Below are 13,660 nucleotides of genomic sequence, written 5' to 3'. Positions count from 1 at the left end.
CATCGCATCTGTGACGGCCGCCACATACCGGGGGGGATATGTATCAGCCTCATGCACGCCTCATCGGGGACCAGTTGTGGTCGAAGCTCCGTGAAATGGCCCCTGAACGCCTGCGTCCGGCCAGGAGCATGCTGCTGCGCCAAGGAGACCCGGGCACGCAAGTGATCCTGCTGACGTCCGGTTCGGCTCTGGTGGCCCTGGCTGGCTCCCAGGGGCAGCGGACCCTGCTGGCCGTGCGAGGGGCCGGTGAGTTATTGGGCGAGCTCGCCGTCCTGGACGCGAAACCCCGCACGGCGTCCGTCATCGCCGCCGAGCCGTGCCGCGTGCACCTCATCCCGGCTCCCGAGTTCCTCGCGTTCGTCGACGAGTACCGGCTCTTGGCTCCGCTGCTGCGTCATGCCATCGCACGCGTCCGCGAGTCGGAGGCGGTCCGGCTCGAACTGGCGACCGCCGCTGTGCCTGTGCGGCTTGCCGCCGCGCTGGGCCGGCTGGTTCGTGCAGCGTCCGCCACTGGTTTGCCGTATGCAGTGCGGCTAACCCAGGAAGAGCTGTCCCAGCTCATTGGAGCCTCCCGCAACGCGGTGGGCTGCGCCATCAAGCCGTGGCGGGAACGGGGCTGGGTCGACACGGAGGCAGGTGGAGGCCTCCTCGTCCACGACATGGATTCCATTCAGGAACACGCACAGGCCGACGGGCACAGGTGACGCAGCACACCGTGGTGGTGCCCAGTGCTGGGCACCACCACGAAGACGCCCCGGTCAGCATGGGTCGCCCACGGCAACTCCTGCTGAACGAAAGGTGACTTCCTCATGGAAGCGGCCAATCCTCAAGACGGCTTCGACGTTCCTCCCGACCGTGCTCTCCTGGTCGTCGACATGATGCGCTACAGCCAGATCCCCGAAGCGAAGATGGCCGTCGTGCGTTCGGACCTGGACGACATCCTGTCGACCGAGTTCACCGAAAGCCGGCTGCCCGACCCTCGCTCACTCGGCGGGGGATACAAAGACACAGGCGACGGTGCCATCTTCGTCCTGCCCGCCGAGCATCTGGCACGCCTCGTCGACCCCCTGCTCACCAACCTCAACGCCGCCCTCCAGCGCTACGACAGGCAGCGTCTGGCCAGCAGCCCGGCCATCCGGCTTCGGGCCGGCATCCACGTCGGACCGCTGACGCCCGGGCACCGCGGTGACGCCATCAACGAGGCCTGCCGGCTCGCCGACAGCACCGTCGTGCGCCAGGCCATGGCCGCCGCGGTGGACAACGGCTCCTTCCTGGCCGCGGCCCTCTCGGAAACCGTCTACCGGCGAACGGTCCACGCAGGCCGCACCCCGAGCCTCCATCCGCGCCAGCTTCTGACGACCACGGCCAGGGTGGAGGGCAAGGAGGGCTTCGAGGAAGTCTGCCGACTCCTCGTTCCCGGCTTGGCTCCGGTGGTCCTCGAGCCCTACCTCACCGAGACGGACGATCAGCCGGTCCCGCAGCCCCAGAGCCCCAGCCAAGAGAACGCCGCGAAGCGGCAGGGCGAAGGGCGCCAAGCCGACGTCAGGCAGAAGGGCAAGGCGAGCGGCAAGGCACGGATCGTGCAGGTCGGCGGAAACTACATCACTGGCCCGGAGCAGTCATGACGAGCACTGAGGGCGTCGTGACGGTGCCGATCCAGCAGGCGGATGCTTCAGGCAATGCGCGCGTGACGCAGGTGGGCCGCGACTACGTGGAGCACGTTCACCAGTACGTGCGCGGCCGGGAGTACCTGCGCGGGCTCGGTATGGACGACCGCGAGATGGACCTCGTGGAAGACGCGTTCGTCGATGTTCCCGGCCCCAACGGGCCCGGACAGGTGGTACATGCCGTCAGCAAACTGAAGCACGCAGACGGTCCAGGCCATGCGCTGGTCCTCCTCGGAGAGACGGGCGCAGGACGGCGCACAGCCGCGCTGCGTGTACTCCGCGATGCGGGGGTGTCCAGGGAGCGGATCCGCTGGCTCGTCCTGGACTGGGAACAACCGCGCACCGAACAGATCCCGCACACGAAAGGACACGGCTTCGTCCTTGACCTGACGGGCTATTCCGCACTGCCCGAGGACTTCTACACCGGGCTCGCCGACTACCAGAAAGAAGCCGAAGCGGCCGAAGCGTTTCTGGTCATCCTGGCGGCTCCGAACTCCTGGGATCCGGGGCCGTTCACCACCGTGCCCACAGTGCGCTTGGCCCGTCCGCCGGCGAGAGAAATCGCCGAATCCCATCTGCGGTATCTGTCGGACGGCAGGTTGGACTGGCTGACCGGTGCTCCCCTCGACGCACTGCTCGCGAAGGCAACCCAGGCATCCGACGCGGCCCGGCTCGCGCGGCTTGTCGCCCAGGCTGAAGGTGACGACAGGGACGCGGTCAAGCAGGAGTTCACCAACTGGCGGGAGCACCTGCGTCTCTGGTTCGAGAAGCACTCAGAGCCCAAGGACCTGCGTGAGCGAGCCCTTCTGATCGCCGCGGCGCTGCTGGAAGGAGTGCCGGCTGAGGTCGTGCTGGAGGCGGCGGACCAGCTCTTCACGGAAGTCGGAGGTGTCCTGCCGCCGGGTGGCGCGCTGGCCGGCCGGGATCTGGACATGCGGCTTTGCTCCATCCAAGCTTCACGTCTGGGAGGCGAGAGCATCTCGTTGGACGCCGAACGGCACGGACTGGCACAAGCCGTTCTGAGCTACGTGTGGCAGCAGCGCCCTGCGCTGCGACGGGCGCTGCTGGAGTGGGCCTCGCGCATCAGCGCGCCGCAGGGGATTGCCGTGCGTCATCTGCGTCGCATCGCCGAAGTCCTCGCCCAGCTGTCCCTGCTGCCCGGTGGCGCCACTGTGCTGGCCGTGGTGAGCACGTGGATCGACACCGGCCGGTCAGCGCATCGGGAGCTGGCCGTTGACGTCCTGGAAGCCATGGCGCTCGCCCCGGTCACGGGCGCCGGGGTCCGTAAGCAACTGTATGACTGGGCCCATCAGAAGAACACCAGCGAAGCGCTGGCCACGGCGGTTGCCGAGATCTGTGCCGGCAAGCTGGGCCAGATGTATCCGCGTGTCGCACTGACCAGGCTGCGCCTGCTGGCGTCACGGGAAGACGGCCGAGCCCGCGAAGCGGTGGCCAAATCAGTGCGTGCTCTGGCAAGCATCCCCGAGCAGCGCATGCTGGTGCTGTCGGAGATCGTCGACTGGTCCGAGTCTGCTGATGAGACAGTGGGCAGGGCCGGAGCGAGCACCTTCCTCGCGCTCGCAGAGGACCCGAACGGCACCCTTGGTTCACCGGCCACGGCGCAGGAGACAGCCAGCGCCTCCGACGAAGCAGCGATTGCGCAATTCTTCGTCCGCGGCTGGCGCGCGGCGCTGCTCGAGCCGGCTACGGGCGAGAGGGCCTATGCCCATCTCGCGGCCTGGCTGGACTCTCCCGAGCTGTCGGACAACCAGGTCCTTCCGCTGGCAGCGGCAGTACTGCGTGGAAGCATCGGCCGGGAGGGGCCCGCCGCGCTCCTGGTGAGTCACGGCACCGATCTGGGGCGCACTCGGCGCAGAACACTGCTGGACCAGCTGTTCTCTGAACAGTCGGCTTCCCTCACCGTCGTCGCCCCGGTCACCGAGCCAGGCGGCGATGGTCTCCCGACGACAGCGTGAGTCTCCTGCCTCGGCGCCGCAGAGCCTTGTCCGTGCCTCCCTGGGCAGGCAGCGAGGGAGCGCATCCGCTCGTCGTGAGCGGCGAGCGAATGCCCAGCCACATCGCCAGCGTGTTCTTCACCGTCCGTATCGACGGTGCATGGCGCCCGACACCCGAGCAGGCACTGGACCACCACGATCCGGGTGCGCTCGCCGGTCATCAACTGCGTCAGCACCTCGCCCCCGTCCTGCGTCGGCACTCGGTCCTCGATCCCGCCGCAGCACGGGACGCCGCTAACACCGCCCTGGCGCGGTGGCTGCCTGCCACTGCCGGGCTGGAGATCACCGGGTCGGTACAGCTCACCGTCTCGGCCCCGGGCCACGCTCTCGCCGAGGAACACGCGCGCCGACAGCAGGCCGCCGATCTCGAACACGAAGACGAGATGCGCCGCCTGGCGCACCTGCAGCGCGTGCTGGCCGATCCAGACCTACGCCGGGTGTGGTGGATCGCCCAGTACCCCGACCGCCACCAGGACCTCACGCCACTGAAGGAGGCACTCAATGGCCTGCCTCTTCCACACGAGACCACGGACGACGGCATCCGCAGCGACATCCGCCGCTTCACCGACCGACTCCTCACCACCCTGCACACACCCCAGCAGCGTGAGGTCTTCCTCCAAGCCCTTACCCAAGTCCTGCACACCCTCGGCCACCACGGCCTGAAGAGCACGGCCACCCACTGGCAGGCCGACAACGCCCCCGGGAGCCCACCAGCATGAACCCGCACACCACACGATGGCTACTGGCACCCCTGCGGCAACTACGCACCCGCCGGCTCATGGCTCAGCACGGGCCGACCCTGCCCTACGACACCGCATGGGCCCTCATCACACTGCACACAGCACCCGACGAAACCGACCTCGTGCGAGCCTGGGCCCACGAGAACCCCAGCGGGCCGCCGGGAATCCACTACGACCAAGCCCGCGACCTGGACAATGCGGAACACGCCCGCCGGCACCAATGGCTACGCCGCCACGACCACTCCCCCATCCAACTCCTTCACCTCGACACCGAACTCATCAAAACCGCCGGCATCCACGTCCTCGACTGGGGACCAACCGCGACGGCGGCAGCTACTGCCCGGTCAGCGAGGCTACGACGGCGCGCAAGGGTGCGATGAGTTTGGGATGGTCTCCGCGGGAGGCGGACTGCAGTAGATCGGCGGCGACGACCAGCTGCGCTGTGCGCCCGGCCTCGGTGCCCAGGATGTGCGCGAATTCGGCGCGGATGCGGGCGGCGGTGGCTGGCGCGAGCAGTGAGTAGGCGTACATCAACGCTTGATCCCAGCCGCGGGGGGCGAGGCCGAAGCCTTCCCAGTCGAGGATGACCCCGGAGGTGGTGATGTTGCTGGTGTGGAAGTCGCCGTGTGAGCAGGTCCATTCGGTGATGCGCGGTGCGGGTACTCCCGTATGCGTCGGCACGGCGCGGTCGATCCACTGCTGACGGACGCCGACGCGGTCGGTGGCGACGGTAGCGATGGTGTCCAGGTCGGTGCGGATGGACTTGAACCAGGTGTCGGTCAGCTCGAGTTCGCCGCGCAGGACCGGTTCCGGGGATAGCACCGGGCTCTCGATGAACTCGGTGAGCTCGGCCCGGTAGGCGTGTCCGTCGGCGGTGGCGTCGTGCAGGGCATGCAGGGAGGGCTTGTGGACACCGGTGAAGAGGCGGCCAGCAAGTTCCGTGCCGTCCCACAGCTTGCCGCCTGCCTTCGCTGCTGGGGCGGAGAGCAGGCGCAGCCAGCACGCGCCGTGGACTGGGTGGTCTGCGCGCAGGCCGAGGGTGCGGCCGTGCCAGCCCCACACCGGATCGCCTGTGGCGATGGCGCCCAGTGCGGCGGCGGCCGCGGCGTGCGCGGCCGTCATGCGCCGGGCATCGACGTCATTGGGGGGCGGCGAGTACATCGAGCACCTTCCGCATGCTCTCGGCGGGAATGGGACCGTCGTCGAGCGCGGCGAGGGCCTCGTCCCAGTGTCGCGGATTCCCGGTGGACAGGAGCAGCATCGAGACACCTGGGCAGGAGGCGGCCGCAGCCAGGCAGGCGGCCGGGATGCTCGCGCCGGGGCGGAGCAGGCCGGTGAGCTCGCGGGTGGCCAGGGTGGGCAGTTCGCCGCCGTGCAGGGGGGCGGAGGCGTGGACCTGCCAGCCGAGGGCGGCCGCGTCGGCGATCGGGCCGCGGCCCGCCAGGGCCTGGTCGAAGGCGTCGGCCATGACGAGGCTGACGGGCAGTTGCAGCGCGCGCAGGTGGTGTTCGCGGGTGCCGGCCGCCTCGGCGGCGAGCCGGTCCAGGTCGGGCACGGTGATGCGGTGCTCGGTGAAGCCGGACCAGCTCGCGATGCCGTAAGTGGTGAGGTGGCCGGCCGCGGCCGCTTCCTCGAGGACCGCGAATGCGGCGCGCAGTTGGTCGTGGAGGCGGTCGGGTCGGGTGGTGCGTTCGGGGTTGTGGAGGAATACCGTGTCGAGGCGGTGTCGGCCGAGTTCAGCCCGGTTGCGTTCGAGCTGCCATCGCGCATACGGCCCGGCGAGGCTGTGCCCGGCTGCGGCGTCGGTCTGGTCGACCACGCCGGCCGCGAGCGCGGCCCGGGCGGTCGCCGGGGTGAGGAATCCGGTCTTCGTCGCCACCCGCAGACCGGGGTCGTTGGCGAGGACGGGGGCGAGGAGGCGGTGGGCGCGGCCACGGTTGTAGTTGGGGGCGGTGTCGATCCAGGCCGCCGGGGAGGATGCTGCGCGGCGGGCGGCGTCGGCGAGCTCCTCCCCCGCGATCCGGTAGGTGCCCAGCCCCAAGGTGGCGTTCACCGGGCGCCTGTTCGTACGGCTGCGGCTTGGGCGGTGACGAGTTCGCCGACCACGGTGGCGACGTCCGGCACGGTCAGGCCGGCGGCGTTGGCGAGCCCGCCGAGCGGATGCCAGCCGCCGGTCATGAGGCGGCGCAGCAGCGGGCCAGTCCCTGGGGCGAGGTCCATCTCGCTGCCGGCGGCCGTGAAGCGGACGAGGTCCTCACCGTCCACTCTGACTTCGGTCAGGCGGGCGCGGCCGGTGGTGAGCCGCACCCTCAGGTGCGGGTCGGCGGGGAGCTGCTGCAGGTAGGGCAGGGAGGGGCGCATCCGGCCGACGTCCTCGGCGTCGCAGGCCGTGGTATACCGCTGCAGCAGGGCCGGTTCGTCAAGGGCGGCGTGGAGTTCCTTGCCCAGGTCGGCCAGGAACTCTGCTTGCTGCTCGAGACTGGCGTGCAAGGGCAGGTCGGCGCGGACCAGTTCGCTGGAGCGCAGCGTCTGCGACAGCCAGCCGATCAGGTCGGCGCCGGTGTGCGGGGTGATCCCGCAGGTGAGGTGCAGGGAGTGGGTGCCCTGGTCAGCGGTGACGGCGTGCCACCAGCCGCGCGGCAGGTAGAGCACATCACCGGGCTGCAGGACGAGTTCGGCGACCGGCTGCACCGGTGGCGGTTGCGGCGTGGCGACGTCGCGGTACATCGGCAGGCGCCGGGTGGGCCCGAAGAGCTGCCAGCGCTTGGATCCTTCGATCTGGACCACGATGACGTCGTGGTCGTCCCAGTGCGTTCCGAAGCCTTCCGTAGCGGTCCAGGAGGCGTACGCGTTGATCTGGACGCGTGAGCGCAGCCAGCCCTCGATTCCGGCGGCCAGGTCGCCGATCGGCTCGTGGAGTTCGTCGATCGCATCGATGACGAGGGAGGCGCCTTCGGCCAGACGCTGGTGAAGCTCGGCGGGGTGGATGCGGTGCCACACGATGGCGCGACGGGTGGTGACCGGTACGGCATAGCGGTGCTGGGGCAGGGCCTCGCCGGCGGCGGACAGGCGCAGCCGAGGGGGCTCGAGACGGTGGCTGGCCAGCAGATCGTTGAGGGTGTCGAAGCAGGCGAGAGAGCCCGGGTTGTCGAGCGCACCGGGCACGTGGAGGAAGTCGCGGCCGTACGTCTGGGCCAGGAAGGTCTCCTGGCCCAGACGCTCCGCGATGAGCAGGCTGGTCATCGCAGGTTCACCGGTCCCGTGCTAGTCGTTGCCGTCCGAGCGGCCGGTGCCGCCGCCGTCGGACGGGGTGGCGCCGCGGGTACGGGCTGCGGCGATGGCCCGGCGGGCGCGGACCAGGCCGCCGCCGGTGCCGGGGGTGCTGCTGGAGGTGGTCGTCGGCATCAGGTGCCTCCTCGGTGAGTCAGGCGGCCCCGGGATTCGTGGCCGCCTGCTCAGCGTCGCGGCGAAGGTGACGTCCCGTCATTGCCACCCAGCGGAGCGGACATTGCGCGTCGTCCGCAATCGCGGCGCCCTGCCCGTGGCCGGGGTGCTCGGCTACCGTGAACAGGCTGATTCGCCGTCCGCACGGGGGTGCGCCCATGGCCACAGTCACCCGCTCGCGCCGCGCCGCCATCCAACGCGAAGCCGCCCAGATCCGCATGCGCTGCCAGCGCCAGCAGCACACCCTCGAGCAGACCGTGAAAGCCATCCGCACCGTGCTGCCCGAGGTCTCCGCGCTGGAGGCGTGGCGCTTCGCGCTGGGCTGGTCCAGAGCGGCCACCGTCGCCCAGATCGCCGGCCTCTACCTCGCCGACGGGCTCTTACCGCCCGGCCTGTCCGAGTCGATGCTGTGCCGGTGGGAACACGATCCGGACGAGTGGCCCGGCCCGGAGTACACGGTGATGCTCTGCCGCATCTACGCCGCCCGCCCCGAACAACTGGGCCTGCACCGCACCGTGGAGCCGCCATGGGGATACCGGACGATCCGATACGGTCAGCCCGATCACGCCGCATACGGGCCAGGCCCGCGGGAAGGGATGCAGCCGATGACCACAGCAGCCGGCCTCCCAGCCGTCCGAGAATCCCTCCACCTCGCCCTGCTCGCCCATCCGGACGGAAGTGTGCTGGCCGCCGAGATGGCCGAGGCCGCCGTCGAGCACTACGCCCTGAACTACTCCAAGCACCCACCGCAGGTGCTGTTCAACGAAGTCCGCGACGTGCGCCAACTGCTCACCCCGATGACCACCAACGGCAGCAGTGAGCCGGCCACCGAACTGCAGCGTCAGGTTGGCTGGCTCTCCGCACTGCTCGGCAACCTCGCCTTCCACCTGGACGACACCTCCGGCGCACGGACGCATCTCGGCACTGCGGCCGCATACGGCGAACGCGTAGGCGACCCGCGGCTGGTCGCATGGGCGTGGGGCGCGCAGAGCATGATCGCCCGCACCATCGGACGTCACGAGGCGGCTGTCGCGCACGCCGAGCGCGGGATCGCGGCCGCCCCGGCCGGTCTGGTGCGCGCACAGCTCCACGCGTGGGCGCTGCTGCCCGCCCTCGCCCGGCAGGGCCGCGGCGACGACGCCGACCAGGCCCTCACCGTCGCGCTCACCGAGCTGGAATCGGACCGGGAGGGATCAGCGCCGGGCCGGTTCGGATTCGACGAGCCCGAGCTCGCGCTCCACCAGGCCGAGGCCCATCTCGCCCTCGGCCGCACCGAACAGGCCCGCCACCGGGCCCAGGCCTCCGCCGACGCATGCCCGGCCGGGACACCCGGCTGGGGCGCCGCCACCCTCGTCCTCGCCCAGGCCGAAGCCACCGCTCGCCCCGACGACGCCGCACAGCGAGCCATCGACGTCCTCGAGCGAATCCCGCCCCAACGGCTCCGCTCCACCGCCCGCGCGCGACTGATCCGCCTCGACACACTTCTCGCCGACCGGACCGTCCACTCAGTGGCAGACCTCAACGAACGCCTGCGCGTACTACCCACAGCCATCGACGCACACGGACAAGCCCTCAGCAACTGACCGCGGAACCCCCGGTTCAGCTCACACTCCGGCCCGGCGGCCACGCCATCCGACGGGGGTACAGATCCGCTGGCCATCCCAGACTGCCGATGCGGCCTCGCCTGTCCGGAGCTGGCTCAGAAGAAGAGACGAACTCGTTGACCTGCTGGAACACCTCTCGCTTCGTGCGAGGACCCCGCGTTGAGCGATGGAGAGCACGGTAGACGCCGTACTGGGCTATGTATAGGCAGCAATGCGGCTGCGCTAGCTCGAGGGTGTCCAGCACCGGGAGCAACTCCGAAATGGATGCCACGATCGCCCTGTCCTCCGCCCCCGCGCCGTGAAGCTGTAAGCGCTTCGACTCGTCGCGCGCGTGTCCGAGGAAGGACACGCCGAGTTCGGAGGCGGCCTCAAAGTCCGCTGCCGAAACCCCGATCATCAGTGACTCCGAAGCGGTCGAGCCGGTCGTCTATAGAACTTCCAGGCCAAGCACGCTTGACAAGCGGATCATAACGGCGTGAACTGGACATATTGACGACTCGGAGTGAGAGTCCGCCACTAATAGTGAGCATGGCTACCGTGGGTGACCGTTGCCCCGGGCAGTCACCAATTAGCGGTTAGGTCGGACAAGCAGGCTCGGCCGAATGCCAAGTGCTCTACGTCAAGGGGTATCGGCATGTCTTTCGAGAGCCAGGTACAACAGTTGGCGCGGCTCAGTCACGTCAATCTGGCAAATGTGACCTCTGTTGGAGCGAGCGCCAAGTATCGGTTCGGTGACTACGTTCAGACGGTCATGATAGTTCCGTACGACGGCTTGTGGGAGTTTTCCTGCCTCACCGTCTTCGCGTCATCTGATCTTGACGGCTTCCCGAAGATGCTTCTCGCGGACACTCTCCGGAAGAACGCCAAGGTGAAGACAGGGTTTTGGTGCATTGAAGACATCAAGGATCGCAAAGTTCTTTCCTACATGCATAACCATCAGGAAGCAGATCTTTCCCCAAAGAGATTCAGCGACATCTGCTACGACGTCACACACCACGTCCAAGAACTGGAGAAGGCATTCCGCAGCTGAGCCCGCCTTGCTGGCCACCCGGGTGGACACCTCCCTGGCGCTTACATCAAGACGTGCGAAGTCGAATTTTCGGCGCTGTACCCCTGCGGCCGTTCAGCCCATCGCCGACGAGGACTACCGTCACTTCAACGAGGAACACCTCTACCGAGGGGTCGGCCGGGATACGGCCAGAAGGGATAGCAGGGCCAGTTGGGGGTTGCTCGTAAGCGGATCCCCCAACGGACAATCGTGATCTTGCCCCGCCGGAGAGACCGACCTGACGGTCTACCGTGTCTGGAAGACCATCGCGATACCAGCGCCGAACGATGGCAACTACGCCTTCGCGAAGCAGGCGTAGCCGAGGAGCACGTCGACGGTGTACTCGGCCTGCAGGCCTTGCGTTCGTCCCGTCCGGCGAGCTCTCGGCAATGGCAGAGACTCGCAGACCGCCGCACGCCGCCGGGGGATCAGCAGCGACGACCACTTCGACCACGACGACCTGCCCGAGGCCACCTTCGACCGAGGCCTGGCCTAGCTGGCGGCCGACGCCCCGGCCAGAAGAGGCGGCGAAAATGCTACTGCGGCTGCGGGAGGACACCCAGTGCATCACGCGCCGGATCCAGCACCGGCGCTCCAACGCAGCCTCGACTCTTCGCTCTGCAGTACTCGGTACCTGGGCGATGTCACACATTCGCCGCCCTGGTGCACTAGGAGACGCGGTGCCGGTGGTGGCATCGCTGACTGAGTGCCAGGAGGACTAGGTGGATCCGGTGTTGCTGGGGTGCGATCGTGCTCGTCAGCGCTGCATGGAGCGCGGCGCGGCGGCACGGCATGGGGCTGGGCACATAGGGGCAAGCGTCGTCGCCCAGGCGCTCACGGAGCAGTACCGGCTTACGGTGCCCAGGGCTCAGTCGACAGGTGACACGCGGCACGTTCATCTCTTCGGCGGAGCTGGGGTGAGTCGTCATGGAGGACGCGGCGAGCGCTGAACTACGTGTCACCGAACCTCTCAAGACGGCGCTTCCCGCTCTGCGCGGCCGGGATCTGGCCGAGGAGCTCCACCACGCTGAATACCCGGGCCTGGTGCGCTTTTTGCTGCTGCACGGCGCGTCCTGGAATGAAGCGCAGGACGCGGCGCAGGACGCTTTCACTCAGATGTGCCGGCCCGGTACGAGTATCAGCTATCCCAAAGCCTGGCTGCGGAAGGTGGCCTGGCGTTCCTGGTTACGGCAGCAGGTCCGGCCAGAGGATCCGTGCTCGCAGGTGCCGGCGGAGTCGGTGGTGCACTGGCAGACCCCCGCGCACGCGGCGGAACTCGGCGTCGAGGAACGGCGCGTTGTCGAACTGCTGTTGAAGCTGCCGGCCAAGCAGCGCGCTGCCCTGGCGTGGACTCTGGACGGTTTCACCACGCTGGAGAGCGCGGAAGCCATGGGCATCACGCCCGAGGCGGCACGTCAGAACCTGGCCCGGGCCAGAGCGACTCTGAAGGCGGAACTCAGCCTGGAGGGATTCAGCGGCACAGCTGGAGAGGAGGAGCGATGAGCCACGACAGCGCTGAGGAACGGTTCGACACGCTGCTGGCGAGCATGTATGAGCAGTTGGGGGTGGCGGTCTACGACGGCCTCATGGGTGCGGGTGGGCCACCGGAACTTCACGACCCGGACCGGGTGCTGGGCCAGTTGCTGGCGGCCGTACACCGGCAGACCGGCGCTGCCGTCGGCCGGCGTCTGGCCCGGCGGCGGAACAAGATGCTCGCGAGTGAACGTCGGCCCGTGAACGGGGGCTGCGTGTATGGCGAGGGCACCGTGCTCATGCGCAGGCCGGCGTCCGTGCGGCTCAAATACCGCGAGGAGGCCTTGCGTATCGCCCGGACGTACTGGCCGCAGGACCTGGTGCAAATACTTCGGGACGCTCTGGACTACGTTCAGGATGTCATCACGCACCTGGAAACGGATTCGCTGCCGCCCGGTTCCCGTCAGACACTCACCCGGGTGAGCGCCAGCATCGGGCATGTACTTGCGTTGCCGGAGTCCCCGCAGCTGCCGCCTGCACTCGCAGGCTACGACTACCTGGAGACGGTGGAGAACGACCTCTCCGGCGGCGCCATCCGGCTCATGTCGCAGGTCCGTGATGTGCAGCAGCTGCTGGAGACGGAGCTGGTTCCCCACCTTCTGGCAGCCGAGGTCTCCTGGCTTGGTGCCCTCGAGGTAGCTCAAGACCTCGCTGACGACCTGGACTTGGCGCACCGGGAAGCCGCCGCTCTTTCGGAGGTGGTTGGCGCCGTCGAAGAAGCGAGCACGGATTTCAGGGGCGCGGACCTGCGCTCCGTGGATCTCGAGGGTGTGGATCTTGAGGGCATCCGCTGGGATGCCACGACGATGTGGCCGCCGGAATGGGAGGAACGGATCTGGAAGGCCTCCCTTGAGGAGAAGACCGACCGGGGGGTCCTCATCGTGGGCGTGGAACCTCACGACAGCACAGTGCCGGCGGACCTGTGAACTGCCCCCAGCTGCCCGGTGCATCCGGAGGAACCGGGCCGGGGTGCGCCCCTGGTCGCGGATCTGCAGCAATGCCCTCCGACCCTGCGCCGGGGTTCGCGGAGGGGGTTGACGAGTCGTCGTCTGGGATGCTGCATCCGCGGCCGGAACATGGCGGAGGCCCGGCCGCTCGGCCGGGCCTCCACTCGGGCTGGGGTACTCCCCCCAGTGCGAGGTCCCCCGTTGGCGCGAGGGACCTCTTAATCCGCAAGCGTGTCCAAGGTCAGGAACAAGCGCTGTGGATAGCAGCCCGTGCGGGCCGCTGCACCATGGTGACGAGCCATGGCGCTGTCAGGACAGCCTAGCGGACAACTTCCGAATTTCGGCCCGTTTCCGCAGGACGGGTCGGCTGGTTTGACCTGCGGCGACAGCCTCATAACCGGTCGTAGCTGCTGTGTTGTTCAGTTGTTTATTCGCGGCCTCCTCTGCCCAGTCCGGGAATTTCCACTCACCCATCCGGGCGATGCCATAACCGGCATACAGGACAGGAAGCGCCGCGGTGGCGTTCCGGTCGGAACCCCGTCCGGAACGGAAGGCAATTCGGACGTCTGCGCGACCATCACCTGCACGATATGGCAGTTGTTCAAGGTTTCGAGTTTCGCGAGGAGTTAGTGCCGTAACGCGTGGTGAACGAGGCAACACGT

Annotated in this window: 12 protein-coding genes; 8 read left to right on the top strand and 4 right to left on the bottom strand. The window is 68.4% G+C overall.

The annotated features are described in order from the left end of the window. Nucleotides 1-95 precede the first annotated feature (95 nt). The 4 genes from OG741_RS37735 (at nucleotide 96) to OG741_RS37720 (ending at nucleotide 4,401) form a co-directional block, all read left to right on the top strand. Nucleotides 96-704, top strand: coding sequence for a Crp/Fnr family transcriptional regulator (locus OG741_RS37735; RefSeq protein ID WP_405593826.1), 609 nt, complete (start codon nucleotides 96-98; stop codon nucleotides 702-704). A gap of 105 nt (nucleotides 705-809) precedes the next feature. After that, a complete protein-coding gene (locus OG741_RS37730) occupies nucleotides 810-1,625 on the top strand; it encodes a hypothetical protein (protein WP_405593828.1) in 816 nt (271 codons plus the stop codon). Next, nucleotides 1,622-3,643: a hypothetical protein gene (locus OG741_RS37725; RefSeq protein ID WP_405593830.1), complete on the top strand. Its 2,022-nt coding sequence runs from the start codon at nucleotides 1,622-1,624 to the stop codon at nucleotides 3,641-3,643. The genes OG741_RS37730 and OG741_RS37725 overlap by 4 nt, the downstream gene beginning before the upstream one ends. 74 nt (nucleotides 3,644-3,717) lie before the next feature. Continuing rightward, complete coding sequence (locus tag OG741_RS37720) at nucleotides 3,718-4,401, top strand: hypothetical protein (protein ID WP_405593832.1); 684 nt, start codon at nucleotides 3,718-3,720, stop codon at nucleotides 4,399-4,401. Nucleotides 4,402-4,755: 354 nt separating this feature from the next. Here the strand turns inward: OG741_RS37720 and OG741_RS37715 are convergent, their stop codons facing one another. The 4 genes from OG741_RS37715 to OG741_RS37700 are packed head-to-tail and all read right to left on the bottom strand — an operon-like array spanning nucleotide 4,756 to nucleotide 7,827. Next, entirely contained in the window at nucleotides 4,756-5,583 is an 828-nt protein-coding gene (locus OG741_RS37715) for a hypothetical protein (RefSeq protein WP_405593835.1), read from the bottom strand. Beyond that, nucleotides 5,561-6,475, bottom strand: coding sequence for an aldo/keto reductase (locus OG741_RS37710; RefSeq protein WP_405593837.1), 915 nt, complete (start codon nucleotides 6,473-6,475; stop codon nucleotides 5,561-5,563). The genes OG741_RS37715 and OG741_RS37710 overlap by 23 nt, the downstream gene beginning before the upstream one ends. Further along, complete coding sequence (locus OG741_RS37705) at nucleotides 6,472-7,665, bottom strand: cupin domain-containing protein (protein ID WP_405593839.1); 1,194 nt, start codon at nucleotides 7,663-7,665, stop codon at nucleotides 6,472-6,474. Before OG741_RS37705 ends, OG741_RS37710 begins: the two co-directional genes overlap by 4 nt. A gap of 21 nt (nucleotides 7,666-7,686) precedes the next feature. Beyond that, nucleotides 7,687-7,827 carry a hypothetical protein gene (locus OG741_RS37700; RefSeq protein WP_405593841.1) on the bottom strand — a complete coding sequence of 47 codons (141 nt, stop codon included), beginning with the start codon at nucleotides 7,825-7,827 and terminating at the stop codon, nucleotides 7,687-7,689. A 197-nt stretch (nucleotides 7,828-8,024) separates the two neighbouring features. On the opposite strand from OG741_RS37700, the gene OG741_RS37695 reads away from it, so the two are divergent. The 4 genes from OG741_RS37695 (at nucleotide 8,025) to OG741_RS37680 (ending at nucleotide 12,977) form a co-directional block, all read left to right on the top strand. Beyond that, nucleotides 8,025-9,449 (top strand): Twin-arginine translocation pathway signal, encoded by a 1,425-nt coding sequence (locus OG741_RS37695; RefSeq protein WP_405593843.1) that lies wholly within the window; start codon nucleotides 8,025-8,027, stop codon nucleotides 9,447-9,449. A gap of 655 nt (nucleotides 9,450-10,104) precedes the next feature. Then, complete coding sequence (locus OG741_RS37690; RefSeq protein WP_405593845.1) at nucleotides 10,105-10,500, top strand: hypothetical protein; 396 nt, start codon at nucleotides 10,105-10,107, stop codon at nucleotides 10,498-10,500. Nucleotides 10,501-11,445: 945 nt separating this feature from the next. Beyond that, the gene (locus tag OG741_RS37685) at nucleotides 11,446-12,021 is read left to right on the top strand and encodes an RNA polymerase sigma factor (RefSeq protein WP_405593846.1); all 576 of its coding nucleotides are present in this window, start codon (nucleotides 11,446-11,448) and stop codon (nucleotides 12,019-12,021) included. Further along, a complete protein-coding gene (locus tag OG741_RS37680; protein ID WP_405605314.1) occupies nucleotides 12,018-12,977 on the top strand; it encodes a hypothetical protein in 960 nt (319 codons plus the stop codon). Before OG741_RS37685 ends, OG741_RS37680 begins: the two co-directional genes overlap by 4 nt. The last annotated feature ends 683 nt before the right edge of the window (nucleotides 12,978-13,660 follow it).

It is taken from the genome of Streptomyces sp. NBC_01410 (genome assembly GCF_045040195.1).
In the GTDB taxonomy this organism is placed as follows: Bacteria; Actinomycetota; Actinomycetes; order Streptomycetales; family Streptomycetaceae; genus Streptomyces.
This window is presented reverse-complemented; position numbering and strand designations above follow the sequence as displayed.

Coding starts and splice junctions, on each gene's coding strand:
- OG741_RS37725 (WP_405593830.1), top strand. CDS start 1,622: ATGACGAGCACTGAGGGCGTCGTGACGGTGCCGATCCAGCAGGCGGAT.
- OG741_RS37695 (WP_405593843.1), top strand. CDS start 8,025: ATGGCCACAGTCACCCGCTCGCGCCGCGCCGCCATCCAACGCGAAGCC.
- OG741_RS37700 (WP_405593841.1), bottom strand. CDS start 7,827: ATGCCGACGACCACCTCCAGCAGCACCCCCGGCACCGGCGGCGGCCTG.
- OG741_RS37685 (WP_405593846.1), top strand. CDS start 11,446: ATGGAGGACGCGGCGAGCGCTGAACTACGTGTCACCGAACCTCTCAAG.
- OG741_RS37680 (WP_405605314.1), top strand. CDS start 12,018: ATGAGCCACGACAGCGCTGAGGAACGGTTCGACACGCTGCTGGCGAGC.
- OG741_RS37735 (WP_405593826.1), top strand. CDS start 96: ATGGCCCCTGAACGCCTGCGTCCGGCCAGGAGCATGCTGCTGCGCCAA.
- OG741_RS37705 (WP_405593839.1), bottom strand. CDS start 7,665: ATGACCAGCCTGCTCATCGCGGAGCGTCTGGGCCAGGAGACCTTCCTG.
- OG741_RS37730 (WP_405593828.1), top strand. CDS start 810: ATGGAAGCGGCCAATCCTCAAGACGGCTTCGACGTTCCTCCCGACCGT.
- OG741_RS37690 (WP_405593845.1), top strand. CDS start 10,105: ATGTCTTTCGAGAGCCAGGTACAACAGTTGGCGCGGCTCAGTCACGTC.
- OG741_RS37715 (WP_405593835.1), bottom strand. CDS start 5,583: ATGTACTCGCCGCCCCCCAATGACGTCGATGCCCGGCGCATGACGGCC.